We start from the raw sequence: 26604 nt of genomic DNA on the forward strand, positions 1-26604 counted from the left end.
TTACTAAACCGTAAGTACTTCTCATCCTTCTTCTGCCTCAATAAGCTGTTAATTCGCCTTATTACACTGCCACATCCGCAGTATGACGAGGGGAAATATGGCACTTTTGCTTTAAAGCTTATTTAAAAAATAAAGATCAATAAGAACCATAGATAAATTTATCTCATGAGGCTGATATGACAAAACTCCTAACCACTAGTTTATTTGTGACCACCATTGCTTTAAGTGGCTGTAATGATTCTGATGATAAAAGTCCAAAAGATTCATCAAATCCATCTCCACTCACTTTGCAGACTTATACTCCTGGAGAGGATGCTGTTTTTGCCGTTGCATCAACTTTAATTTCAGGAAAAAAAGATGCTATTTTGGTCGATGCTCAATTTCAGAATCAATACGCTAAAGACGTAGTCAATCTGATTAAGAAATCAGGTAAAAATTTAAAATATATTTATATTTCGCATAGTGACCCTGACTATTATTTTGGAACCAATGAAATTTTAAAAGCATTTCCAAATGCTAAGGTTGTTTCAACCGCGCAGACAGCCTATTTAATACAAGCCTCTAAAGAAGATAAGTTATCAGTTTGGCAGCCACAATTAGCAAAAAGCGATGCCCCTAAAAAGATTATTATTCCTGAAGCCTTAAATTCAGGATATATGGAATTAGATGGGCAAAAGATTCAAGTCCAACTTGATCCAGAAGATTCCGCACATAGTTTCCTATGGATTCCAAGTTTAAAAACGGCATTGGGTGGTATTTCGGTCGCTTATGGTGAGCATTTGTGGATGGCCGATACCAATGGTGTGCAAGGGATCGATCTTTGGAAGAAGCAACTTGATAAAATACTGAGTTTAAATCCTAAAAAAGTGATCCCAGGTCATTATGTAAAAAGTGACTTTTCACCTAAGCCATTGGATTGGATTAAAGGGTATTTAACGAACTTTAAAACAGCAGTTACTGAAAATCAAAGCTCGGAAGGGATTTTTGGATATATGAAAGCAAAGTATCCAGATCTTGAGTCGAGTGAAGAAGTGCTAAAAATGTCTGCACAAGTATTTGCCAAAGAAACCGATTGGAAAGTTGCATCTCCTTATCCGCCAATAGGACAAAAAATTCAAGTCGATTTTATGAGTTTGAAATTTGATCTTGATGTCAAAGACCATCAAAACCTAACTTTTACAGGTGCCGGTGGCGCAGTTGGGCCAGATCTTTCTGAAGCGGTAAAATACACACCTGTTGAGATTGCTAAAAATATTTTTATGGTTTATTGGCATGAGGATAAATCAGGAGATAAGGTCGTTCATATTCAAGATTATAATCGAGATATCGTTTACACCAACATTGCTGGGAATGATGGAACAATTCATCTTAAAGGCAAAATACTAGGCGTCAAAGGTGTAATCAAGGACATCGGTTTACAACAAGCATTGAACAAACCATTCTTCGCTATTGGACAGACTTTGGCGTTAAACATCAATGGTCAAACGCAGCGTCTTGAATTCAAAGACCAAAGTCTTTTAAATATCACATCAGGACAAAATACATCTGCCAATATTGAATATTTAGCCACACAGGTTGGACCTGAGCAGTTTATGGTGTATTGGACAGATGATGCGACTAAAGAAAATGTTGTACTGATCATCGATCAAAAGCAAAAGATCATTTACCAAAATATCGCAATGCCAGATGGAAAATTTAATCATCATCGAGGTACATTTAGTCTTCTACCGAAATAATGAAGATTTAGTCCTTTCTATGCTGAGTAAGAGTACCTTCGGGTGCTCGAGTTTTTGATCAATTTAACATAGAAAAATGGCAGAGCTAATCTTAAACATTGTATGCATTCGATGAATGTCATTGAAAAAACCATTATGAATTTGCTTGTATAATGTACAAAAAAGCGTAATATCGCTTTCCCATCATGAAGGATGGATAAACTGAAGGTGATTAAAAAATGGCAAAGAAAAAAGCGTTGCCAGAAGTTGTGATTCACAACTTTGTGGCAAAACATATGCATGAAGTCAACAAAAGCCAAGTTTTTGTAGATCGTAAGAAAAATGCAAAACGTGGCTATAGCAAGCACAAAAAAGGGAGATATTCGAATGATTATCTCCCTTTTTTTATATGCCTAAACACGTGAAGGTTAGTCTGCTCCACCACTACTTCCACCATAATCTATATCTACATATGATGATTCGCTCATTTGGTGTTCAGAATTCATCGTTCAACCATGATCTAGCGTATAATTTGAAATAGGTTTATTGGGTCTTGAACTACTTTTTAATTTACTAACATATAAATGAAATAGAATTACCGAGATCGCTACGATCAACATGAAGATTAAAAAAAAAAGCCAATTGATTATGTTGTTACTCAGCTCTTTCTCTGCTTAAACCGAGATTCATATTAGGCATTTACAATACGATTCGATTTCACCATATCCGCTAAACCATGATGACGGAAATAATACTCCATCCAACTTTTCACAATGAGTGGATTACTCATTTTCACCACTTCATCCAAAAGTGTTTGCGCATCGACCATTGGAACATGACAAATTGCTTTACGGACTCTGAGAATATTGCTCGAACTCATTGAAAGCGTATTAAAGCCCATTGCCATCAGTAAAATTGCTGAGAGTGGATCGCCAGCCATTTCACCACAAATACTGACAGGTTTGTCATATTTATGACACTCTTGAACTAAGCGTTGCAATGCTCGAAGCACTGAGGGATGGAAGTGAGAATAAACACTCGATACACGTGGGTTATTACGGTCGACTGCCAACAAATATTGGATTAAATCATTCGAACCCACAGAGAAGAAATCAACTAATTCTGCAAACTCACCAATTTGGAGTAAAACACTAGGTACTTCCACCATGATGCCAATCTTAGGACGATTAATTTTAACTTGTTCTTCTTCCTGAACCGCAGCTAAGTCACGCTCAATAATATAAAGCGCTTCTTCTACTTCACTGACGCTGGTGATCATTGGCAGCAAAATATGCAAATTATTCAAGCCGACACTGGCTTTTAACATCGCACGAATTTGTGAAGAGAAAATCTCAGGATGATCCAAGGTAAAACGAATCCCTCTCCATCCTAATGCTGAGTTTTCTTCTTCTATTTCGAAATAAGGTAAATCTTTATCTGCACCAATATCCAAAGTACGCATCACGACTGGTTTATTGGCAAAGTGACTAAGTTGTTGACGGTAAATCGCCCGTTGCTCTTCTTCACCCGGGAAACGATCACGCAACATAAATGGAATTTCTGAACGATAGAGTCCGACACCTTTGGCACCGCGTTGTACACCACGCACGACATCAATCATTAAACCTGTATTCACAAATAAGCGTACTGCAACACCATCAGGAGTGATGGCATCTTTGGTTTCATACTGTTTAAGATCTTTGGCGATTTGTTCTTCTTCTTTTTGGATGTCACGGTAACGTTGACGTAAACGACGTGGTGGATTGATAAATACACGTCCTTGATAGGCATCAACAATCATTTCCACATCATCAAGGGTAGTCACCGGAAGTTCGGTGACACCAACAACTGTGGGGATACCCAAAGCACGTGCCACAATCACCATATGTGAATTGGCAGCCCCTTCAGACGTCACAATCGCTGCAATCTTATCTACAGGAAGTTCAACCAATGCTGCCGTACTGATTTCTTCACCCACGATGATACTGTCATTGCTCAGTTCACGATGACTCAGATCATCTTCTTGAAGTGCTGCTAAAATACGTCGCCCAAGGTCTTTTAGGTCTGCAACACGTTCTCGTAAATAATCGTCTTCCATTTGTGCAAAGATTGCCACATGACGATCAATAACGTGTTTAACTGCACCTTGAGCCCAGTGACCATCACGGATTAACTCTTTGATTTCAGCAGGCAGGGCATTCTCATCTAACATTCTCAAGAATACGCTAAATAATGCACGTTCCTCAGACATCAAAGAATCTTGCATTTTATCATCAAGTGATTGAATTTCTTGGCGAACTGAATCAACTGCATGATCAAGTAATTCAAGCTCTTCACTGATATCTTCAGCTTCGCGGTCAGGTACTGAACCTAAATCTGCGGGTGGATAAAGAATAAGTGCACGACCTAATGCAATACCACCTGCACCTGATGATCCTTGAAATGTTTTATAGGTTGGAGAATTATTTGGCTTACGGAAAACATCAATATTTCCAACTGCATGCGCATGGGCGATAACGCCAGAAAGTTGCGCACAAAGTGTGACTAAAAACGATTCAGCAGCTTCGCTAAAGTCTTGTGGTTCAGTATTTTGAACCACGAGAACACCCATGACTTTTCGACGATACATAACAGGAACGCCAAGGAAAGAGTTATAAATCTCTTCACCCGTTTCTGGGAAATATGCGAAACGCTCATGCTTAAACGCATTCTCGATATTGACGATTTCCTCGCGTTGCCCAACGAGTCCGACCAAACCCTCACCCAGCTGCAGTGAGACATTGCCAATAGATTCAGCATTTAAGCCTTTGGAAGCCATCAGAACGTAACGTTGGTTACGTTCATCAAGTAAATAAATAGAGCACACATCTACATGCATTGCTTCAGAAATTTGGTTGACCATAATTTCTAACGAATCATGCAAACTGACAGACGCATTGATTTCTTGGACAATGCGCCGTAAAGAGTCTAATTGCATGTTCGACATGTAGCGGTGCTCCTCTTAAAGGGATGTAATTATGGTGATTATTCAAATAGTCGAAATAAAAATCAAACATTTAAATTCAATGTTTAATATAAATCATGCTATGGCAGATGCATACACAATTCCAACATGGCACGACGGTAAACATCTTTTTTGAAGTTCACCACTTGGCCTAGTGGATACCAATAGCTGACCCATTGCCATTGATCAAACTCTGGCGGATCATTTAAGTTCAACTGAATATGATTCGTTGACGCGACTAATTTCAATAAAAACCATTTTTGCTTTTGTCCGATACACACAGGATCAGAATCTGATCTGATGTAGCGAAGTGGCAAACGATAATGTAACCAACCTTCGGTCTGAGCAATTATTTGGACGTGCTCCGGCAATAACCCGACTTCTTCACGGAGTTCCCTGAAAAGTGCCTGTTCTGGAGTTTCACCAAATTGGATGCCTCCTTGAGGAAATTGCCAAGCATTGTGACCAATGCGTTTTGCCCATAAAACTTGTCCAATATCATTTGCCAAAATGATCCCGACATTCGGTCGGAAACCTTCTGAGTCGATCATTTGGCACCTAAAATTTATTAAATTCGTTGACTTTGGGTTCGGGGGCATCCACTCTCTATGCCCAACTCGAAAAGTTCAAAGTAATAATGTTTTAAAATTGCTATGATCTTAACGAATTTCTATCGACTAGCGGAGATAGATTTACATTTTTTTTCTTAAATTTCAGTTTGAACGAGTAATTTCATGAAATTGGCGTTGTTTGATTTAGATCACACCTTGTTAAATACCGACTCTGACCATTCTTGGGGTGAGTTTTTAGTCAATGAAGGCTTGGTTGATCCAGTTCGACATCGCGCCATGAATGACAAATTTTATGAAGACTACAAAGCAGGACAACTTGATCCAATTGCCTACAACGAATTTGTATTTGAATTTTTAACGCAACATGACAATGAGTATTTGACCGACTTACATCAGCTTTTTATGCAAAAAGTGATTCGACCTCAAATGCGTCCTGAAGGTTATAAAGCGATTCAACGTCATCAAGATGCTGGGCATCAATTAGTAGGGATTACCGCAACATCAGATTTTATTACTGCACCTATTTTTCGTGAATTTGGTATTACAGAAATTATTGCAACCAATGCAGAAGTGGTTGATGGTAAATATACGGGTAAAGTAATTAATATTCCGTGTTATCAAAAAGGTAAATTGGCACGATTAGATCAATGGCTCGAGGGACGAGACGTTACTGAATCATGGGCATATTCAGACTCCATTAACGATCGATTCTTATTGGAATATGCGGATCATGCGATTGCAGTCAATCCAGATGAGCGTCTTGAAGCATTGGCTAAAGAGCAGGGTTGGGATATCCAAGACTGGTCCATTTAAGACAGTTTTATTCTCAAAATTAAATCATTGCTAAAGCCATTGTATCAATGGCTTTTTTTCATTGATCAGCATTGAAATAACTTGAGATGAAATTCAGCATAAATTTACAGACGCTTTCATCGCTTGGTGATACCTTATGCGCAAACAACTAACTTAAAATTAATCAAAATCATAAGGAATACACGATGCTAAATGCAGAGCCAAGAATGACCAACTTATTTGAGCAATTAGGATTGGATTCTAGCGAGCAAGCTATTGCAGAATTTATTGAAACACATCAGTTAGAAGCTGAAACCTTTTTGACTGAAGCAAGTTTTTGGTCTGAAGGTCAACGTCAATTTTTGAAAGAAAAATTATGTTCAGATGGTTCATGGGCATTAATTATCGATCAGCTCAATGAGTCTTTACATGAAGATTCATTGAAGAAAAAAGCTTAAGTAGCTCACTTGTCTTAATAAAGTAAAAAGTCATCTTATTAGATGACTTTTTAAATATCGAGTGCCGAAATTATTTCATTAAATCAACCAGTGCCTTGGCAGCCTTAGATTGGGTGCGTCCCGGATGCCAAACCATACCCAATTGACGCTGCATTTCTAAATTAATATCCAGTCTGACCAAGTCTTGATTGACTAAAGTACTTGGCAGGACAGACCAACCTAACCCAATAGAAGCCAACATGCGAATGGATTCAAGCGGATTATTGCTCATGGACACTTTAGGTTTTAATCCATTTTTTTCAAATTCTGCAAGGGTGATCTGCGCTGTATATGTTTGAGCTGCAGGTAATAAACTTGGGTACTGCATGAGATCTTCAAGGCTTAAATTTTTCATATTTGCCAATGGATGAAAAACTGCAGCAACGAAAACCAAAGGGTCACTCCATAAAGGAACATATTTTAAACGTTCATCTAGGACAGGGGGTAAGGTTAAGAATGCCAGTTCAAGGTCACCGGCTAACACTTTTTCATGCGCTTGTTCTGAATCTACAAAATGCACATCTAATGTCACATCAGGATATTGCTGAACATAGCTTTTTAAATGTTGCGGTAAATGATGTAATCCAATGTGATGGCTGGTACCAACTTTAAGCTTTCCTTTAATCTGATTTTGGTCGTGGCTTAAGGTGTGATGAATATCACCTAGTTCATTTAACCAATTTTTAACTTTAGGAAGCAGGGAATGAGCCGCATGGGTGGCTTGTACACCTCGGCCAGCAGATTCAAATAATTTGACACCAAAATAATCTTCTAAACTATGAATACGTTTGGTGACAGCGGGCTGAGTGATAAATAGTTGATCAGCTGCCATAGAAATCGAACCCGTTTCCATGACTTTTATAAAAGCTTCAAAGGCAGCAAGATTCATAATTTAAACTCGGTTATGAAAATATTATTTAATTATAAAATAAATTTATATCTATTGCGAAGTAATTCTTCATAAACTGTTGCAAAAAAAGCCGCATAGTGCGGCTTAGATGAGGAGGATCACAGGTGAAACTATGCGACGATATTTTCTTCCTGTTGTATCGTTTTTTTCTCCCACACGCGTTCGTGAATGAAATAAGCCACGGCTTGTACAGTAGGCTCAAGTAAACTTAAAGTAATTGCCATCCAAATGCTGCCTGTGACAAGGTAGCCTACAATCATGGCTACCGTAATGTGCATAATGTAGTAGCTTAATGTTTTTTTGAACATGCGTTGATTATCTTCAACAAATTTTTGAATATGTGCCATGTGAACATCCTCAGTTGGTGGTGATCTTGGAGATGTTAAAATGATAAGCATTCTTATTTAATCTGTAAAAGCGAATATTATTTTTAAATTAATCGTTTTTATAGATGGTTTTTGTGTTTAAATTGATTCTAAAAAGTTTTTAAACTAATAAAAATGATAAATTAGATTTATGTGAATAGGCCGTTATAATCGTAATTAATGACAGAATTACCCAGTCCAGTGGAGCAAATCGACATGGCAGGCGAAACCCAAAAAGCAGAAACTCAAACAAAAAAAACGTTGTACGATAAATTGTGGGACGATCATTTAGTTAAACAACGCGATGATGGATCTTCTTTACTTTATATCGATCGTCACTTGTTGCATGAAGTGACTTCTCCACAAGCTTTTGAAGGCTTACAACTTGCAGGACGTAAACCTTGGCGTTTAAGTGCAAACGTGGCAACTCCTGACCATAACGTACCAACGTCTACGAAAGAGCGTTCTGAAGGGATTGCGGGGATCGAAGATGATACTTCACGTATCCAAGTGCAAACTTTAGATGATAACTGTAAAACATTTAATGTTGCACAGTTTGATATCAACGATGTCCGTCAAGGGATCGCACACGTTGTTGGACCTGAGCAAGGTTTAACTTTACCGGGTATGACGGTTGTTTGTGGTGACTCTCATACAGCGACGCATGGTGCGTTTGGTTGCTTGGCACACGGTATTGGGACATCAGAAGTTGAACATGTATTGGCAACGCAATGCTTAGTTCAAAAGAAAATGAAAAACATGTTGGTACGTGTTGACGGTAAATTAGGTCAAGGCGTAACACCAAAAGACGTGGTTTTAGCGATTATCGGTAAAATCGGTACAGCTGGTGGTACAGGTCATGCCATCGAATTTGGTGGTCAAGTATTCCGTGATATGTCGATCGAAGGTCGTATGACGGTGTGTAACATGGCAATCGAAGGCGGTGCCCGTGTAGGTATGGTTGCCGTTGATGAAAAAACCATTGAATACGTAAAAGGTCGTCCATACGCACCTAAAGGAGAGCAGTGGGATCAAGCTGTAGCTTATTGGAATACTTTACATTCTGATGAGGGTGCACACTTTGATACAGTTGTTGTATTACAAGGTGAAGAGATTGAGCCACAAGTGTCTTGGGGTACATCTCCTGAGATGGTGATTCCTGTATCTCAAGCAGTACCGACATTAGAACAAGCAAAAGATGATGTACAACGTAACGATTGGACACGTGCTTATCAATATATGGGCTTAACCGCGGGTCAAGCATTGTCTGATATTAAATTGGATCGCGTATTTATCGGTTCTTGCACCAACTCTCGTATTGAAGATATCCGTGCGGCAGCTGAAGTTGCAAAAGGCAAAAAAGTTGCAAGCACGATTAAGCAAGCGATGGTTGTTCCGGGTTCTGGCTTAGTCAAAGCACAAGCAGAAGCTGAAGGTTTGGATAAAATCTTAATTGAAGCTGGTTTTGAATGGCGTGAGCCGGGTTGCTCAATGTGTTTAGCAATGAACGCAGACAAATTACAACCGGGTGAGCACTGTGCATCAACATCAAACCGTAACTTCGAAGGTCGTCAAGGTAATGGTGGTCGTACGCATTTAGTGAGTCCAGCGATGGCAGCAGCAGCGGCAATTGCAGGTCACTTTGTAGATGTGCGTACGTTCTAAGCAAACCTAGAAATGAGTTATGTAACTGAAGTGAAATGCTCACTGACTAGAGACTCAGTTTGCATGGGGGATGATGTAAATGCTCCTCATTTGTTACAGACTCACATTGTAAAATATGAACAGAGTGAACAGTTTTTCAATGAAATTTTAAAACACTATTCATTTCCAGCTATGGCATGTTGGTCTTGTTATTTAAATGATGAACTGTTTGCACTCATTAAATTTGATCATAAAGAAAATGGAGTCCATGTGGAGTACAAATATTTAAAAGATAAAGTTGAACTGTTAAAAGTTAATTTTATACATTTTAGATATGATAGTTCTTGTGAAACATGGTCTTGATTCCATTAGGTAGTAATCATGAAAAAATATACCGTTGAACAAGGTATCGTTGCACCTTTAGACCGTGCCAATGTCGATACAGATTTAATTATTCCAAAACAGTTCTTGAAATCAATTAAGCGTACAGGTTTCGGCGCGAATTTGTTTGATGAGTTACGTTATTTAGATGAAGGCTATTTGGGGCAAGACAACTCAAAACGTCCTTTGAATCCAGATTTTGAGTTGAACAAACCACGTTATCAAGGTGCTTCAATCTTGATTTCACGTGCCAACTTTGGTTGTGGTTCAAGCCGAGAACATGCGCCATGGGCTTTAGAAGAATATGGTTTTCGTACCGTAATCGCACCAAGCTATGCAGACATTTTCTACAACAACAGCTTTAAAAATGGCATGTTACCAGTGATCTTGTCTGAAGAGATTGTGGATCAATTATTCAAAGAGTGTGCAGCTCAAGAAGGTTATCAGTTAACGATTGATCTTGAAGCACAAGAAGTACGTACACCTACAGGCGAAGCATTTAAATTTGAAGTTGATCCATTCAGAAAGCACTGTTTGTTGAATGGTTTAGATGATATTGGTTTAACGTTACAAGCGGCAGAAGACATTCGTGCTTATGAGGAAAGAACTAAAGCTGTTCGCCCATGGGTATTCCAAGAAATCAAAGCGTAACTGATACTTAAAGCTATAGTGCTCTGATTCAAGTCTTGCTAATATCGGTGCAAAATTATTCTTTTAGTTTTGCGCCGTTTGGTGAGGTTGGGCACAAATGAAGGCAAAAGTTTTATTACGCTATGCGTTTTTCGGATTGTCTGTCGCCGTTTTATCCGCTTGTCAGACCGTAGACCGATTACAACTGAAAAAGATTAAAGAAACGCCTGAAACCAGAAATCATGCTTTGATTTATTGCTCAGGAACGTTGAATTGTGAGTTTGAAAGATTCGATGAGCATCCCATTGTTGATGCTCAATCTCGAAGATTAGATCAGCGTGCGATCAAGCAAGGTATGGTGCGATTAAATGCTGACTCTTTGAAAGATCCGCAAGCCTTATATCTTTCAGTTCCTGCTGGACTGCATGAGGTGGTGGTTCGCTTTTATCCGATTTCAGAGGAAAAAGCAGAAACTATTAATGTCATCCATCGCTTCGAAGCAAAAAAAGATTACCGATTTGTAATGTTTAGAGATCGAAGCAGTGGGAAAAAAAGTTTACTTGATGCTTCTGCACCAGAGCCATTATGTGTTGACTTGTTGCAAGAGCAACAAACCATTCGCCGTTTCTGCAAACCCTATAATGTTCTCAATGGACTAGGTGAGTTTGTGGAACAAAAAAATTTAAAAACACGTTAGTTCATACTAACTTTACAAATGGAAAATCTCATGTCTAAACAAATCTTGATTTTAGCTGGTGACGGCATTGGTCCTGAAATTGTAAAAGCAGCTGAACAGGTCCTCACCCGTGTCAATGAAAAATTCAATCTAGATTTAACATGGGAACAAGGTTTATTGGGTGGCGCTGCAATTGATGCGCATGGTTCACCTTATCCAGAAGTTACCTCTGAACAAGCAAAAAAAGCAGATGCGATTTTGTTAGGTGCTGTTGGTGGTCCGAAGTGGGATACAATTGAGCGCTCAATTCGTCCTGAGCGTGGTTTATTGAAATTACGTAGCGAACTTAACCTTTTCGCTAACTTGCGCCCAGCGATCTTGTATCCTCAATTGGCAGATGCTTCAAGTTTGAAACCTGAAATTGTTTCAGGCTTAGATATTTTAATTGTCCGTGAATTAACTGGTGGTATTTACTTCGGTCAACCACGTGGTATTCGTGAATTAGAGAATGGTGAGAAGCAAGGCTTTAACACCGACGTATATGCAGAGTCAGAAATCAAACGTATTGCTAAAGTGGCGTTTGAAATGGCGAAACTACGCGGTGGTAAAGTGTGTTCAGTTGATAAGGCGAATGTTCTTGAAGTCACTGAGCTTTGGAAACAAACAGTAACTCAGTTGCATGCTGAACAGTATGCTGACATTAACTTGTCACATATGTATGTCGACAATGCAGCAATGCAATTGGTTCGTGCACCTAAACAATTTGATGTGATCGTAACAGGTAACTTGTTCGGTGATATCTTGTCTGATGAGGCTGCGATGTTGACTGGTTCAATCGGTATGTTGCCATCAGCTTCTTTAGATGAAAATGGTAAAGGGATGTATGAGCCTTGTCATGGTTCAGCACCAGATATCGCAGGTCAAAATATCGCAAACCCATTGGCAACAATTTTATCTGTTGCAATGATGCTTCGATATACGTTCCGTCAAGAAGCTGCAGCAAAATCGATTGAAGATGCAGTAGGGAATGTTTTAGACCAAGGTTTACGTACAGCTGACATTATGTCTGAAGGCATGAAGAAGGTTGGGACAATTGAAATGGGTGAAGCAGTTGTTGCAGCGCTTAACTAATTTCAGTTGATTCATTCAAAACGCAGCCTATGAGCTGCGTTTTTTATTGCCGAGCTTTTGAAAGCGATATTGTTTTTTTAAGCTAAAAACACTTGAGCAAGTCATTACGTTACCGTATGACTGACTTGCTGAAGCTGTCCATACAGGAATCATAAAACTATTTTCATCTCTCATCGAATTTCCCATTGGAATCGAGGTGTTGACTATACGTTCAAAGGTGAAAATGGATCGATCATCTCGAATCTCAAGATTGGGCTTCAGCTTAATGTTAAAAGAATTCAACTCGGTAGTTTCTCGGATATGTTGGATATCTTGTCCTACAAATTGTGAAACATAAGTATTCATATTTTTTTGTTCTGAAAATTTGCTGTTTGGCATGCCGTAAACAGGAAAAGTGTAAATATGCAGATGGGCAAAAAACACAATTTATTTAGTGCACGAAATAGTGGGGCAGTACGACGATTTTTTAGATTGAATGTGCAAATGGGCTTTGTTGGTATATATGATTGGATAGTAAATGAATAAATAGTGAGTTTAATTATTCTATATATCTGAATTTGTCTCTTATCACAAAGACAGGCGATTGATTTAGCTGAATGAACTTTCTATGCGATTCATAAAATAAAAGTACAAAAACAAAAAAAGCCACTCAATGTGGCTTTTCGCTTACTAACACTTAGCGTGCACGGTAAGTAATGCGACCCTTAGATAAGTCATAAGGTGTCATTTCAACTTTAACACTGTCGCCAGTCAAAATACGAATATAGTGTTTACGCATTTTACCAGAAATGTGTGCAATTACTTCGTGACCGTTTTCTAAACGTACACGGAACATAGTATTAGGAAGCGTTTCGGTGACAACGCCTTCGAACTCGATAAGTTCCTCTTTATTGGCCATAGCCTACCTGATGATCAAATTGGAAAGGCGCAAATTATAGGCAAAATTTTAGAAAAAAACAAGGTTAAACCAAGTTCAGTCGGCGTTTCTATGGTCAAACTTGTCGAACAAACAAATAAAATTTTTAAACAAAAAAATGCTTAACTATGTTGTCAGTTTGGTCAATCGACTGTAATCTAATTCATAAGTTTTAAGTAAATATTAATAACATACAAGGAAGGGCACTGCGTGAGTCAGCTAACTGATGCTTCGGTTGTTCTACGATTAGGTTATCAAGCAATTCGTCGTGCTGGATTGCCCACAGAAGAAATTTTAACAAAAGCGGGTGTAGCCTTAAATCAAGTAGATCAAAATGCGCGTACGCCTTTAAGCGCGCAGTACGCTTTCTGGGTTGCTGCCGAAGAAGTCAGTAAAGATCCAGACATTGGTCTACATTTAGGTGAGCATTTACCACTTTATCGTGGTCAAGTGATTGAACATCTTTTTATTTCATCTGAAAATTTTGGCGAAGGCCTGAAAAGGGCTTTAGCGTATCAACGTCTAATCAGTGATGCATTTCATGCCAAATTAGTTATTGAAGATGATCGTTGCTACCTAACCAATGGTGAACAACCTTTCTCTGAAAACCTAGTCAATCGTCATTTTTCTGAGTGCGCGATTTCAGGCATTTTAAGATTCTTCAAATTTATTACTGAAGGTCGATTTCAACCTATATATATCGATTTTAACTTTAGCGAGGGTGCTTCAGACGATGAGTATTTCCGTGTATATGAGTGCCCGGTAAGTTTAGGCCAAAAAGAAACGCGACTTTATTTTGATCCTGCAATTTTAGATTATGTGCTTTGGCAAGCCGAGCCAGAATTACTTCAACTGCATGAGCAGTTGGCGATTGAAAAATTACAGGAGTTGGCTCGATACGATTTAGTGGGTGAGGTGCGCCGTGCCATTGGTTCTACACTTGAGAGTGGAGAAACAACGCTAGAAACTGTGGCAGCTCAGTTGAATATCACCCCACGTCGTTTGAGAACACAGCTCAGTGAAGCCAATACAAGCTTCCAGCAAATTTTATCTGACTATCGTTGTCGTTTAGCTAAAAAACTTTTGGCAAACACCAATGAAAGCGTAGAGAGAATTGTCTATCTGACGGGTTTCTCAGAACCAAGTACGTTCTATCGTGCCTTTAAACGATGGACCAATGAGACACCTGTTGAATATCGTAAGCGTAAACAGCGCTAAAAAATCCCTTCTTATGAAGGGATTTTTTTCAATTCAAAATAAAAAATTATTCAGGCATGTTTAACCAATGAGGGCCTAGCGGCACTTTAGGCAAGTTAAACTCTTCAGGATAGTGTGCTTGGATAAAGTAAAGGCCGTCAGGTGGTGCTGTGATTCCTGCTGCTTTACGGTCTTCTGCTGCGAATATTTCATCGATATGGTCAATGTCGTACATCCCCTGACCAATTTCTAGTAAACAGCCCATAATATTGCGAACCATGTGGTGTAAAAAACCATCTGCTTGGATGTCTAGAACGAGGTAAGCACCGTGTTTGATGAGTTTGCAATGGCTCACATGGCGTACAGGCTGGTTGGATTGACACGCAGCAGCTCTAAAGCTTTCAAAGTTATGAGTACCCTCAAATTTTGAGGCTGCAGCAATCATTTTATCCACATCAAGTGGGTAATAAGCATGCGTTACTTGTTTGTGGAGTAAGGCAGGACGCATGGGTCTGTTATAAACGACATAACGATAACGGCGAGCCTGCGCTTTAAAGCGTGCATGAAAATCACTGCCCATTTCTTGAATCCACTGGATGGCAATATCTTTCGGGAGTGTACTGTTAGCTCCCATAAGCCAGCCACGAATTGGACGTATTGCATTTGTGTCAAAGTGAGCCACCATATTTGTGGCATGAACACCTGCATCTGTTCGACCCGCACCATGCAAAATGATGGGTTCATCAGCAATTTTGCTCAACACTTTTTCCATGGTTTCTTGTACGCTCGGCACGCCTGGTTGCTGTGTTTGCCAACCTCGATAACGAACGCCACTAAACTCAATTCCGATTGCAAAACGTGGCATTTGAACCTCTAATTTGATGAATCATACCAATGCTGTAACCATTGATCTGTGGAGGGGTATTGTAAATACATTTTTAGAATTTTGGCATAAAGATCGGCATCACTGAGTGTATCGTCGATCAAAATATCAGATGCTTTAATCCAACTGCTAATTGCATAGCGTTGATCTAATTCTCCAAACATGACCTGACTACTTAATACAATATGGCAGCCTAAGGCACGAAGCTGCTTCAAAATATCTGTGGTATCCGCATTAATTGCTAAATTACCGGTTCCATATGCTTGAAGTATGAGTACATGAGGCGAGTTGTCGATAAAACGCGTTAAATGCTGATTGAATAATTTGATTTCAATGGGGCGAAGACTCAGATTCGCAATATTGAGTTGTGTCGAGCGTTCAATATGTTGCTCAGTAATGTCGACAAAAGAACTTGATATGGGCTTGATGACATTTGTAAATGCTTCACCACAAAATGCATTTAGTGCCGTGCGATGAGTCTTGACTGCAGTTCTGGCATGAAAAATTTGATGGTTAAAGCATAAGTAAACACCATCAGACACATTTTCCATATATTGGATGGCATGATTCAGATTATCTAAAGCATCGCTCGATGGATGCAAAGATGTCGCTGCATGATTGAGCAGAGGAAATTGGCTACCTGTGATAATGACTCGACACGTATCATGGAGAAATCGAGAAAGAATAGCCGCAGCATAACTCATGGTATCGGTACCATGAATGACAATAAAATTTTGAAATTGTTTAGCTTGTAATTGTTGAATTTGTTGGATTAACAGCAACCAATCACGCGCCATACATGCACTACTGTCTTTAATCTCATGAGCCTGGACAAGCTCGATTTGATTTTGAACGGGCAAAATTTCTTTTAATTGCGGAAAAAAATCGGCAGCAGGCATAGGCGCTAAAGGTTCACCAACGCAACCAAATGTACCACCCATATAGATTAAAGCTATTTTTGAACTCATAAAAAAGCAGCCTAATTAGACTGCTTCATATTAAGATTAATTGGAATCAGATTCCATGCTCTCTCGGAGTTTTGCTGCACGTATTTTTTGTTCATCATTGTAATGCGATTCATATTCCGTAATTAATTTTTCTGCTTCATCAAACGCGCCAAATTTAATGTATTGATCCGCTAAATCTAAGTTAAGTTGAATTTCATCAACGTTGAGTAATTCAGGAAAACGTTGTACAAGAGGATCATCAGGACGATTCGGATTCATTTTTATCGCAGATGTTTCATGCGAATGATTCTGTTGCACTTCTACATTTTCATCTGATGAATTGAGGTCAAAATTAAACTCGTTTATCGGTTCAATTGAGCTTTCTATTGTAGATTTTGAATCAAGATTTTCCTCAAAGTCGAAAGTTACAAAATCTAAATTTTGATCATTCACGCTTTGTTCTGGAACTTTTGCTGAGCTAGATATTTCAGCATCAAAGTTAAAATCATCTGAAAGATCAAAAGTGAGTTCATCCTTAGATGTTGTTTGAGAATGAGGCTGTTCCGACTGATCTGAAAAGCTAAATTCCAATGGATCTATTTCAATATTCAGTTCTTGTGGATTTTTTTCTAATGGAGAAGAGCTCAGTGCTGAATGAGAGAGATCTGTTTTTTCAACCCATTCTTGACTTAAATCAAGTGTGAAGTCGAGATTTTGGATGGACTCATTTTCTGAAGCAAGGTTCTCAGCATCAGTTGAGTGCACTGATGCTGTTTGTGATTTATTTTCAGACTGAAAACTGGAGAAATCTAAATCAAACTCTAAGGGTGCGCGATCTTCAGTCGATTGATTGGTTGTTTCAGATTCAGTCTGTGTTTGAGCATTTGGCTCGAAAGTTAAATCTGTCGTTATAAATTCTAAAGGTGTTTGCTCTTTTGATGCAGGAGTCTTCTCATCATCTTGCTCGAATGGGTGTTGTGAGGTTGGTTGCGGTGTATCTTCCATAAAAAAATCGAGTTCAAAATGCTCGTTTTGCGATGGAGTCTGTTGTTCAGTTGCCTGCTGATTTTCAGCCTGATCAGAAGGGAGCTGGTCAATGATTTCTTCATTGGTTTTATTGAGCGTAAACTCTTCTGCTAAATCCAGCTGTTCTGAGCTAAATACAAAATGAGCAGTAGGTTCAGCAGAGACATGCTCAGTTTCTTCCTCAGGAGTGCTTTTCTTCTCTTTGGCTTGTAAGGGATGTGGGTATTGTTCTGTTTCAAACACAAATGTTGAGCTTTGAGAAGGAAGAGAAGATTGCTCTGTGGTCTCATTTGTTTCAGTGGGTGTGCTTTCCTGAGTGCTATGTTGTTCATCCTGTGATTTGATGAGATGATCAAAGGCTTGTTCTGATTGCACTGCAGGGATTTCAGTTATAAAACTGGTGCTATGAAACTGTGCAGCATGACGAGGCTGATTCTCGGTGTTCGATATATCCCGTGATTCTTTCGCAATTTCTTTATTCTGTTCCGCTTCTTTTGCAGCTTTAAGTTTGTCTTCAGCTTCATCCGCAATGTAATGTAATCCAGTGGAGCGTAAATAATTACTCAATTGTTTTAAAGCAAATTCATCATTCTGTAAGATGTGAATATCAATCAAATACGAGTAAAGCTCATGTTGTCTAGGATCGCGATTCAATGCTTGATTGATTTTTGCTTCGGCTGACATATAGCTTTCTGATTGAATTAAGTATTCAATACTGGCTTTAAGTTCATCAGCCACTGGTTCGGCACTTAAGTCTTGTGGTGCGCCATGACCATGCTGTGAATAGGCTTGTTGTGGGGTGGAACGAGTTTTGGGGCTTTTCTTAGCGCGTTTTACACTCACATTTTTTTTAGATTTTGTTGATCCTGTGTCACCATTTTTTTGTTTATCCTCACGTTTTTTGAGCACCAGTGCGATTAACAGCAAGACGACAAATGGAATGACATACAACATAATTTTTCCCCTTCATTGAATTCAATGAATTTATTGCAAATCTAATACCTGAGTGCTCGAAATATTGGACTGTTTTTAATCTCGATTTTTTATATTCTCAGTTCATCATTATGTATCGATCAAGATGTTCGAAATAAGAAGTGATGAGATTGTAATTTAACTGTTTTTTGTATCGATGTCATAATATTTCCTTTCAAATAGCACTCCAAGCTCTAATCAATTCAAATTGCATAAAAAAAGCCGATCTAATCAGACCGGCTTTTTATTGAAGTAACTATTAAAAATTAAGCATTTTTATAGTCAATCAAGATGCGTAGCATACGGCGTAAAGGTTCAGCAGCACCCCAAAGTAATTGGTCACCAACAGTGAACGCGCCTAAATACTCTTTACCCATATTAAGTTTACGTAAACGACCTACTGGAACAGTAAGCGTGCCTGTTACTGCAACAGGTGTAAGATCAGTCATTGATGCTTCACGTGTGTTCGGCACAACTTTAGACCAGTCATTTGCACTTGCAATGATGTCTTCAATTTCATTTAAAGGAACATCTTTACGAAGTTTTAAAGTCAATGCTTGTGAGTGACAGCGCATTGCACCAATACGTACACAGTGACCATCAATAGGTACAATTTGTGAATTACCAAGAATCTTATTGGTTTCAACTTGACCTTTCCATTCCTCTTTCGATTGACCGCTTTCAAGCTGTTTGTCGATATAAGGAATTAAAGAACCTGCTAAAGGTACACCGAAGTTTGCTGAAGGGAATCCTTCACCACGCTGTAATTCAGCAATTTTAGAGTCGATATCTAAAATTGGAGAACGTGGATCGTCTAATAGATCTTTTGTATTGTTGTACAAATAGCCCATACCTGTGATGAGTTCACGCATGTTTTGCGCACCCGCACCAGAAGCAGCTTGGTAAGTCATTGAAGTCGCCCATTCAACAAGATTGTTTTGGAACAGACCACCAAGACCCATTAACATCAATGAAACAGTACAGTTACCGCCTACAAATGTTTTCGTACCTTTTACCAAACCGTCTTTGATCACATTCATGTTGACTGGATCTAATACGATGATTGCTTCATCGTCCATACGCAATGTAGATGCAGCATCAATCCAGTAACCATTCCAACCATCAGCTTTCAACTTAGGGAAAACTTCAGTGGTATAATCACCACCTTGACAGGTAATAATGACATCCATTTGCTTCAGACTATTAATGTCTGTCGCATCCATAAGTGCTGGGGCAGTTTTACCACCAAACGCAGGGGCTTCACCACCTGCATTACTGGTAGAGAAGTAGAATGGCTCAAAATGAGCGAAATCATTCTCTTCAACCATACGTTGCATAAGGACGGAACCAACCATCCCGCGCCAACCGACCAGACCTACTTTCATGTCACTTTGCCTCGGTGCGTTAAAATAAAAAAGGGGGTTCGAGTGTATCAAAAGAGTGTATAACTGCAAGTGGTACACAATCAAAACAGCAAATATATTGTGCAATATATCTTGTTTATGTTACATGCAAAACTAATATAAATTTATGAATCATCGAAAAATTAAGAATATATAAAGAGAAGCGCTATGCTATGGATTGAGATACTGGCTGTTGTTGTGATTTGGTTAAGTTTTTGGTCTTTGATTCCGCGTGATGAGTGGTGGTTTCGAGGTGCCGATTTTCCAAGACTACAAATTTTAGCCCTAGGCTTTATCGCATTTATCCTCCTGTTGATTTGGGATGGGGAATGGGATTTAAGACGCCAAGTCATATTTGTTGGATTAATTGCTGCATTAGCATATCAATTGAAGATGGTTTTGCCTTATACCTTAATTTGGAAAAAACAGGTGAAACAGGTCCAACCAGATCAACTTGATCCATCAAAGCAAATCTCTTTAATTGTGTCGAATGTTTTAACACCAAATACAGAATATCATCGTTTGATTGAACAGATTCATCAGCATCAACCCGATATCGTATTGACGCTTGAAACAGACCAAACCTGGCAGAATGAACTTTCAGTCATCGAAGCGGATTATCCTTATCGTGTTCCAGTACCTTTAGATAATCTCTATGGAATGCATCTCTACAGTAAGTTGGAATTGAGTGATACCGAAGTCAAATTCATACTGAGTAATGAGATTCCTTCTATTCATACCACAGTGAAATTACGTTCTGGACAGCCAGTTCAATTATATTGTTTACATCCCAAACCGCCGAGTCCAACTGAAGCCAAAGACTCTACATTACGTGATGCTGAATTGTTGATTGTGGGTGATCAAATTAAAGACTTAGATGAAAGTTGCATTGTCATGGGAGATCTAAACGATGTGGCATGGTCTCGTACCACACGACTATTTCAACGTATCAGTGGTTTATTAGATCCGCGTGTTGGACGTCATTATGTCAATACCTTCCATGCTGACTATCCGCTATTACGATGGTCACTCGATCATGTATTCCACAGCACTGATTTTGCTTTGGTGAAAATGGAGCGATTACCGCATATTGGTTCGGATCACTTTCCTGTGTACGTTGTTTTACAAACTGGACGACAATTTGAGCAAGTACAGCAAGAATTAGAACAGACGGATGCTGATGAGCAAGAGGCTCAGGAGGCGATTCAAGAAGGTATTGCGAAAGCTGAGAAAGAAGAGAAACAAGTGACAGATGAAATTGCGCAAGATTATAAAGATGGCAAACAAGTGTGAATGGATGCGTGTAAGAAATTGCTTACAATGAATGTGTCTGTTGACCCATAGTCACGAAGCGAGCTTAAGCGTAATCTAAGCTTATCGGCACAGGGAGTGGGAATGGAATGATCCCAATATGGAAGACGACGCCGACGGAAAATCATCATGGAGATGATGTAGGAAAGGAAAGCCAATAAAACAATAATATGATTTTTGAAAAGCACAACCTCATCGACCCGAGTTTTACAGGATGTAGAACTCGGGTTTAGTTTATGGTGGATTTAAACGTTTATATGCATACAGGTCGAATGAATTAAATCTCGTTATTCAGCTCTAATCTTTTATTAATGCTATGATTTGCCAAAATGAAAATATTGAGCAGATGGGGTATGACTTTGTTTCTTAAAAATATGAAAGACATAACTACAAGCAAATCCTTCGCTTCAATCGTTGTGTTAAATGTACTAATGAACACCAGCGTATTTGCACAAGAAGCTGATGAAAAAATGATGGATGCGGTTGCATCTCAAGAACAGGTCGCGAACACTGAAGCTAAAGAAGCTAAAGAAGCTAAAGAAGCTAAAGAAGCTAAAGAAGCTAAAGAAGCTAAAGAAGCTAAAGAAGCTAAAGAAGCTAAAGAAGCTAAAGAAGCTAAAGAAGCTAAAGCACAGTCTTTTGCTCAAAAATTAACGCCTGAACCAACAGCCTATCAATGTTTTGCTGAGCAATGTCCAAGGGTGGATTTAAAAGAGATTCAAATTGATCTCAACGGAAAAGTACCAAAATTTATAACCCCTGTTGCTGTCGGGGAAATTCATGCAAATCAATGGACTCGTTTAGGTACGGAGTTCAATGTAAATTGGACAGATCAGAATCAAAATAAAACTTCAGAAAAGCTGATATTAAATGTCTTGGACATGCAGCATATCACTTTAAAAGATGAGTTAGGCCGTATCAACCGCTATAAGATGGTAGAGGCGAAAAAGCCTGATACTGATAAAAATTCAGATGTATTAAAAACACAATAAAAAAGCGGCTCAGCCACTTTTTTTAATAAATTTTTTCAAAACCTTCCGGACGTGTTTTAAATCTACGGTGGAACCACATATATTGGGTTGGTGCTAAACGAAGTTGATTTTCAATAATCAAATTTGTTCGTGTCGCGTCTGCAATTTCATCTTCACTTGGCATATTGTCTAACGCAGGTTCAATCAAAATATGATATTTCGGATTTGCAATATCACCTTTACGGTAGAAGTAAAGTGGAATCGCAGCAGCTTTGGTCATTTTTAATATACGGCGATGTGCAGTTACAGTGGCTGCGGGTACACCAAAAAAGGGCGCCATAACACCTTGTTTAAGACCAAAATCTTGGTCGGGACTATACCAAATAGGTCGTCCTTCTTTTAAATGACGGATTAATCCACGCATATCATCATGGTCGATTTGATGGGTATAAATCGTGGCACGACAACGGTAAATCAGCATGTCTAGCAAAGGATTATTTTGCGGACGATATACGACATCTGGATCAAAATACTGGGCACAGACATATCCACCTGCATCGAGTAGGGTAGAGTGTGTACCAAGTAGTAAAGCCCCACGCCCTTCAGCTTGCGCTTGTTGAATATGTTCTAAACCTTCAATCGTTACACGATCTTTAAACCATTTGGGACAATACCAAGCATTCAGTGTTTCAAAAACACCGACCATTTGATCAATAAAGACTTGGCGAGAATTTTCATAACGAAGTTCGGGCATCCATTCAGGAAAGCAGACTTCCAAATTTCTTAAAGTTGTTTCACGACGTGAACGCAAGTATTTGAAAGCTACATTTCCCATCAGATAAGCTAAACGATGCTGAATTGCCCAAGGTAATATCGCAAGGAGCATCAGAAATATAATACCAATCCAAATGCCCCAATATTTTGGCATTAAGAAAGACCACTGGAACTCTCCCGGTTGGTAGTTTTTCTGTTTACTCATATTCAAACTTGATAACAATTTAAGGTAATTCACTATATTAGCACGAACTGTTTTTTTTCGGCGAAGGCAACAATCGGATTCTTTAGAAAAACGTTCTTAGATTTTTCACATGAATTACTCATCAATAACAACATTAAGTGCCTAAAAACCTTTAACCAAAATTAGCTTGAGCAAACTTGGTGCAATTTTTGCAGAACATTTACTGAAAATGATATGAATACGAAGATGACCGTGAATGAATCAAGTATTGTTCAATGAGCCAGTCAAAAATGCACAGTATTGGTTTGCTAAATTAGAGTTAGGTTTTACCAAAGATTCAAATCGCACAATTTTGGCGCATCGTAAGCACTTTGGACCTGTTCGCGTGCAAAAGATGCTGTGGCCTGAAAAAACAGGAGTATGTCATGCCATTATTGTTCATCCACCTGCTGGAATTGCTGGTGGAGATCATCTCACCTTTGAAATGAAAATAGATCAGGATTCGCATGCTTTGGTTACCACACCTGGCGCAGGGAAGTGGTACAAAACCAATCTTAAACAAGCATTTCAACATATTCATATTCATGTACAAGATGAGGCGATTTTCGAATGGCTTCCTCAAGAGACGATGCTCTTTAATGGTGCGAATGCAAATTCAGAGACGATCGTACGTTTGGACGCTGCTGCCAGTTTTATCGGTTGGGATATGTTGGTAATTGGACGGCAAGCACGACATGAAACCTTCTCGCAGGGTGCTTACCAAAATAAATTTCAGCTTTATCAAAATCAGAAAATATTGGTTGCAGACTGTTTAAATTTTAAAGGCAATGATCGTTGGTTAAAGTCTTGTTTAGGGATGAACGGTCATGCAGTGATGGCCAGTTTTTGGGCAGTGCCTCCAGAACAATACCGGTCAAATTTCTATCTTGATCAACATATTGATCAAATTCGTGAATTAATCATGCGTATGAATATTAACGTCACATTGACGTTACTCGGTTACGTCGTGACCGCACGTTATCTCGGACATGATGTACGTGAGTGTCATGATGCATTTGCTGCAATTCGTGCAAAGCTTCGTCGTTATTGGTTTGATCTTGATGAAGAGTTCCCAAGAATTTGGCGCACATAAATTTATTCTTGTCATAGCAACCTAGTTAAGTTGTTTTAACACAAACATTTGAGCACACATCTTGCATCAATATTTAAAGATAGTGAGGAAAGCATTATGGAACTAACACCTACAGAAAAAGACAAAATGCTGATTTTTACTGCGGGGCTTGTAGCGGAAAGACGCAAGGCCCGTGGTTTAAAGCTGAATTATCCAGAAGCAGTGGCTTACATTTCTGCCGCACTATTAGAAGGTGCACGTGATGGAATGAGTGTGAGTGACCTCATGCATTTTGGAACAACATTGCTAAAACGGGATGAAGTAATGGAAGGCGTAGCTGAAATGATCGCAGAGGTCCAAGTGGAAGCGACATTTCCTGATGGTTCAAAACTGGTCACTGTACATCAACCGATTGTGTGATGTCTGAGAGGAAAAATTAAATATGATTCCAGGTGAAATCATTACGTCCGATACAGACATTGAAATGAATGTCGGACGGGCAACGCTCAAAATGACGGTAGCAAATGCAGGGGATCGACCGATTCAGGTTGGGTCACATTATCACTTTGCTGAAGCGAATGATGCGTTGCAGTTTGATCGTGAGTTAGCACGAGGATATCGACTGAATATTGCGGCAGGTACAGCGGTGCGTTTTGAGCCAGGACAGAGTCGAGATATTGAACTTGTTGCACTCGCAGGTAAGCGTGAGGTGTATGGGTTTGCGGGTCGTGTTATGGGTAAGTTGGATTAAGGGAAAATAATAATGAAAATGTCACGCCGTGCTTATGCGGAAATGTTTGGTCCAACGGTAGGTGATCGAGTTCGTCTCGCGGATACTGAGCTGTTTATTGAAGTTGAACAAGACCTCACTACCTATGGTGAGGAAGTGAAGTTTGGCGGTGGTAAAGTCATTCGTGATGGCATGGGACAATCACAACTGTTGGCAGACGATGTTGCCGATACGGTCATTACCAATGCACTCATTGTCGACTGGTGGGGCATAGTTAAAGCTGACGTGGGGCTGAAGAACGGTCGTATTTGGAAAATTGGGAAAGCAGGCAATCCTGATATTCAACCAGATATCACCATTCCACTTGGTGCAGCGACGGAAGTGATCGCTGGTGAAGGACAGATTCTCACCGCAGGCGGTGTCGATACGCATATTCATTGGATTTGCCCGCAGCAAGTTGAAACCGCACTGATGTCCGGTGTGACCACCATGATTGGTGGTGGTACAGGCCCTGCGGCAGGAACCTCTGCAACCACTGTCACACCGGGTCCGTGGCATATTTCAACCATGCTGCAAGCCATTGATGATTTACCGATGAATATTGGTTTATTGGGTAAAGGCAATTTGAGTCAGCCTGAGCCGATTCGTGAGCAAATTCGAGCAGGTGTGGTCGGTTTAAAATTGCATGAAGATTGGGGTTCAACCCCGGCAGCGATTGATAATTGCCTGAGTGTTGCCGATGAATTTGATGTGCAAGTGGCGATTCATACCGATACCTTAAATGAAAGTGGCTTCTTGGAAGAAACCTTGGCGGCATTTAAAAATCGTACCATTCACACGTACCATACCGAAGGTGCAGGCGGTGGACATGCGCCTGATATTTTAAAAGCCATTGGTCAGCCGAATGTGTTGCCATCTTCCACCAATCCAACTCGTCCGTATACCATCAACACGATTGATGAGCATTTGGATATGCTGATGGTTTGTCACCATTTAGACCCTGCGATTTCTGAAGATGTGGCATTTGCAGAAAGTCGTATTCGCCGTGAAACCATTGCTGCGGAAGATATTTTGCAGGACTTAGGTGCCATTGCCATGATGTCATCAGACTCGCAAGCGATGGGGCGTGTCGGTGAAGTGGTGATTCGTACGTGGCAAACCGCGCATAAAATGAAAGTGCAGCGTGGACCTTTAGAGGGTGATAATGCGACACATGACAATAATCGGGTCAAACGTTATATCGCCAAATATACAATTAACCCTGCCATTACGCATGGTTTAAGCCATGAAATTGGCTCGGTTGAAGTGGGGAAACTTGCCGATTTAGTGTTGTGGAAGCCTGCATTTTTTGGGGTGAAGCCTTCGATGATTATTAAAGGTGGCATGATTGCAGCTGCGCCGATGGGAGATATTAACGCTTCGATTCCAACACCACAGCCTGTGCATTATCGTCCGATGTTTGGGGCAAATGCGCGCGGTGTGCATAACACCTGTATCACCTTTTTATCCCAAGTCGCCATTGAGGCAGGTGTACATGAAAAATTGGGTCTGAAAAAGTTGATCAGTCCATGTAAAGGTACACGCGATATTCAGAAGAAAGATATGAAACTAAATACCTATTGTCCTGTGATGGAGGTTGATCCTGAAATTTATGAAGTGCGAGCCGATGGGAAATTGCTAACCTGTGAGCCTGCGGAAGTATTGCCGATGGCACAGCGGTATTTCTTGTTTTAAAGTTGTCTCTAGAAAAGATAATTACTGTGATAGGTGATAAAGTCTTATGTAATTAATAAGACTTTATCATTAGATAGAATTCATCGATTTATTTTAAATACATAAAAATTTCAGCGGAATAAACGCGT

Annotated in this window: 27 protein-coding genes; 16 read left to right on the forward strand and 11 right to left on the reverse strand. The window is 39.5% G+C overall.

Translation table 11 applies throughout. From position 1 onward, the window contains the following. Window positions 1-176: 176 nt before the first annotated feature. Together AC1M9K_RS04635 and AC1M9K_RS04640 are read left to right on the forward strand one after the other, a co-directional pair. Complete coding sequence (locus AC1M9K_RS04635) at window positions 177-1736, forward strand: MoaF-related domain-containing protein (RefSeq protein WP_481588648.1); 1560 nt, start codon at window positions 177-179, stop codon at window positions 1734-1736. 218 nt (window positions 1737-1954) lie between these two features. Continuing rightward, window positions 1955-2140, forward strand: a complete 186-nt coding sequence (locus AC1M9K_RS04640) for a DUF7230 family protein (RefSeq protein ID WP_035264181.1) — start codon at window positions 1955-1957, stop codon at window positions 2138-2140. 266 nt (window positions 2141-2406) lie between these two features. On the opposite strand, the gene ptsP is transcribed toward AC1M9K_RS04640, so the two are convergent. Beyond that, window positions 2407-4701 (reverse strand): phosphoenolpyruvate--protein phosphotransferase, encoded by a 2295-nt coding sequence (ptsP, locus tag AC1M9K_RS04645; RefSeq protein ID WP_035264179.1) that lies wholly within the window; start codon window positions 4699-4701, stop codon window positions 2407-2409. A 98-nt stretch (window positions 4702-4799) separates the two neighbouring features. Continuing rightward, window positions 4800-5270, reverse strand: coding sequence for an RNA pyrophosphohydrolase (locus AC1M9K_RS04650; RefSeq protein ID WP_035264177.1), 471 nt, complete (start codon window positions 5268-5270; stop codon window positions 4800-4802). Between the two features lie 183 nt (window positions 5271-5453). On the opposite strand from AC1M9K_RS04650, the gene AC1M9K_RS04655 reads away from it, so the two are divergent. Beyond that, window positions 5454-6104, forward strand: a complete 651-nt coding sequence (locus AC1M9K_RS04655; protein ID WP_035264175.1) for an HAD family hydrolase — start codon at window positions 5454-5456, stop codon at window positions 6102-6104. Between the two features lie 185 nt (window positions 6105-6289). Continuing rightward, window positions 6290-6541, forward strand: coding sequence for a DUF2789 family protein (locus tag AC1M9K_RS04660; protein WP_035264173.1), 252 nt, complete (start codon window positions 6290-6292; stop codon window positions 6539-6541). A 70-nt stretch (window positions 6542-6611) separates the two neighbouring features. On the opposite strand, the gene AC1M9K_RS04665 is transcribed toward AC1M9K_RS04660, so the two are convergent. After that, window positions 6612-7469, reverse strand: coding sequence for a LysR family transcriptional regulator (locus AC1M9K_RS04665; protein ID WP_035264171.1), 858 nt, complete (start codon window positions 7467-7469; stop codon window positions 6612-6614). A 131-nt stretch (window positions 7470-7600) separates the two neighbouring features. Further along, the gene (locus tag AC1M9K_RS04670; protein ID WP_035264169.1) at window positions 7601-7837 is read right to left on the reverse strand and encodes a DUF2061 domain-containing protein; all 237 of its coding nucleotides are present in this window, start codon (window positions 7835-7837) and stop codon (window positions 7601-7603) included. Window positions 7838-8071: 234 nt separating this feature from the next. On the opposite strand from AC1M9K_RS04670, the gene leuC reads away from it, so the two are divergent. The 5 genes from leuC to leuB all read left to right on the forward strand — a co-directional run bounded on the left by leuC (window position 8072) and on the right by leuB (window position 12317). Further along, window positions 8072-9520: a 3-isopropylmalate dehydratase large subunit gene (leuC, locus tag AC1M9K_RS04675; RefSeq protein WP_035264359.1), complete on the forward strand. Its 1449-nt coding sequence runs from the start codon at window positions 8072-8074 to the stop codon at window positions 9518-9520. A 12-nt stretch (window positions 9521-9532) separates the two neighbouring features. Continuing rightward, entirely contained in the window at window positions 9533-9862 is a 330-nt protein-coding gene (locus AC1M9K_RS04680; RefSeq protein WP_155756938.1) for a hypothetical protein, read from the forward strand. A gap of 18 nt (window positions 9863-9880) precedes the next feature. Next, complete coding sequence (leuD, locus tag AC1M9K_RS04685) at window positions 9881-10531, forward strand: 3-isopropylmalate dehydratase small subunit (protein ID WP_481588649.1); 651 nt, start codon at window positions 9881-9883, stop codon at window positions 10529-10531. Between the two features lie 97 nt (window positions 10532-10628). Beyond that, on the forward strand, window positions 10629-11207 hold the full coding sequence (locus AC1M9K_RS04690; RefSeq protein ID WP_035264152.1) for a hypothetical protein: 579 nt from the start codon (window positions 10629-10631) through the stop codon (window positions 11205-11207). Window positions 11208-11237: 30 nt separating this feature from the next. Next, the gene (gene leuB, locus AC1M9K_RS04695) at window positions 11238-12317 is read left to right on the forward strand and encodes a 3-isopropylmalate dehydrogenase (RefSeq protein ID WP_035264143.1); all 1080 of its coding nucleotides are present in this window, start codon (window positions 11238-11240) and stop codon (window positions 12315-12317) included. Between the two features lie 27 nt (window positions 12318-12344). On the opposite strand, the gene AC1M9K_RS04700 is transcribed toward leuB, so the two are convergent. Together AC1M9K_RS04700 and infA are read right to left on the reverse strand one after the other, a co-directional pair. Further along, complete coding sequence (locus AC1M9K_RS04700) at window positions 12345-12662, reverse strand: hypothetical protein (protein ID WP_143047400.1); 318 nt, start codon at window positions 12660-12662, stop codon at window positions 12345-12347. A gap of 331 nt (window positions 12663-12993) precedes the next feature. After that, the gene (infA, locus tag AC1M9K_RS04705) at window positions 12994-13215 is read right to left on the reverse strand and encodes a translation initiation factor IF-1 (RefSeq protein WP_004692529.1); all 222 of its coding nucleotides are present in this window, start codon (window positions 13213-13215) and stop codon (window positions 12994-12996) included. A 228-nt stretch (window positions 13216-13443) separates the two neighbouring features. Between infA and AC1M9K_RS04710 the strand changes: the two genes are divergently transcribed. After that, complete coding sequence (locus AC1M9K_RS04710; protein WP_035264130.1) at window positions 13444-14451, forward strand: AraC family transcriptional regulator; 1008 nt, start codon at window positions 13444-13446, stop codon at window positions 14449-14451. Between the two features lie 46 nt (window positions 14452-14497). Here the strand turns inward: AC1M9K_RS04710 and truA are convergent, their stop codons facing one another. The 4 genes from truA to asd all read right to left on the reverse strand — a co-directional run bounded on the left by truA (window position 14498) and on the right by asd (window position 19643). Further along, the gene (truA, locus tag AC1M9K_RS04715; protein ID WP_092766713.1) at window positions 14498-15295 is read right to left on the reverse strand and encodes a tRNA pseudouridine(38-40) synthase TruA; all 798 of its coding nucleotides are present in this window, start codon (window positions 15293-15295) and stop codon (window positions 14498-14500) included. Between the two features lie 8 nt (window positions 15296-15303). Beyond that, on the reverse strand, window positions 15304-16281 hold the full coding sequence (locus tag AC1M9K_RS04720; RefSeq protein ID WP_481588650.1) for an asparaginase domain-containing protein: 978 nt from the start codon (window positions 16279-16281) through the stop codon (window positions 15304-15306). Between the two features lie 36 nt (window positions 16282-16317). Next, window positions 16318-18240, reverse strand: coding sequence for a hypothetical protein (locus AC1M9K_RS04725; RefSeq protein ID WP_481588651.1), 1923 nt, complete (start codon window positions 18238-18240; stop codon window positions 16318-16320). A 284-nt stretch (window positions 18241-18524) separates the two neighbouring features. Next, window positions 18525-19643 carry an aspartate-semialdehyde dehydrogenase gene (asd, locus tag AC1M9K_RS04730; protein ID WP_035264122.1) on the reverse strand — a complete coding sequence of 373 codons (1119 nt, stop codon included), beginning with the start codon at window positions 19641-19643 and terminating at the stop codon, window positions 18525-18527. Window positions 19644-19829: 186 nt separating this feature from the next. Here asd and AC1M9K_RS04735 point away from each other — a divergent pair, with 186 nt between their 5' ends. After that, window positions 19830-20954 (forward strand): endonuclease/exonuclease/phosphatase family protein, encoded by a 1125-nt coding sequence (locus AC1M9K_RS04735; RefSeq protein ID WP_035264120.1) that lies wholly within the window; start codon window positions 19830-19832, stop codon window positions 20952-20954. Window positions 20955-21301: 347 nt separating this feature from the next. Then, window positions 21302-21964: a hypothetical protein gene (locus AC1M9K_RS04740; protein WP_481588652.1), complete on the forward strand. Its 663-nt coding sequence runs from the start codon at window positions 21302-21304 to the stop codon at window positions 21962-21964. A gap of 22 nt (window positions 21965-21986) precedes the next feature. On the opposite strand, the gene AC1M9K_RS04745 is transcribed toward AC1M9K_RS04740, so the two are convergent. Continuing rightward, the gene (locus AC1M9K_RS04745; protein ID WP_180028366.1) at window positions 21987-22922 is read right to left on the reverse strand and encodes an LpxL/LpxP family acyltransferase; all 936 of its coding nucleotides are present in this window, start codon (window positions 22920-22922) and stop codon (window positions 21987-21989) included. Window positions 22923-23157: 235 nt separating this feature from the next. Between AC1M9K_RS04745 and AC1M9K_RS04750 the strand changes: the two genes are divergently transcribed. The 4 genes from AC1M9K_RS04750 to ureC all read left to right on the forward strand — a co-directional run bounded on the left by AC1M9K_RS04750 (window position 23158) and on the right by ureC (window position 26476). Then, window positions 23158-24033 carry an urease accessory protein UreD gene (locus tag AC1M9K_RS04750; protein ID WP_481588653.1) on the forward strand — a complete coding sequence of 292 codons (876 nt, stop codon included), beginning with the start codon at window positions 23158-23160 and terminating at the stop codon, window positions 24031-24033. A gap of 96 nt (window positions 24034-24129) precedes the next feature. Beyond that, window positions 24130-24432, forward strand: a complete 303-nt coding sequence (gene ureA, locus AC1M9K_RS04755; protein WP_035270654.1) for an urease subunit gamma — start codon at window positions 24130-24132, stop codon at window positions 24430-24432. Between the two features lie 22 nt (window positions 24433-24454). Continuing rightward, window positions 24455-24763: an urease subunit beta gene (locus AC1M9K_RS04760; protein ID WP_035270651.1), complete on the forward strand. Its 309-nt coding sequence runs from the start codon at window positions 24455-24457 to the stop codon at window positions 24761-24763. A 12-nt stretch (window positions 24764-24775) separates the two neighbouring features. Beyond that, window positions 24776-26476, forward strand: coding sequence for an urease subunit alpha (gene ureC, locus AC1M9K_RS04765; RefSeq protein WP_481588654.1), 1701 nt, complete (start codon window positions 24776-24778; stop codon window positions 26474-26476). The last annotated feature ends 128 nt before the right edge of the window (window positions 26477-26604 follow it).

It is taken from the genome of Acinetobacter sp. 24-47-67, from assembly GCF_056779735.1.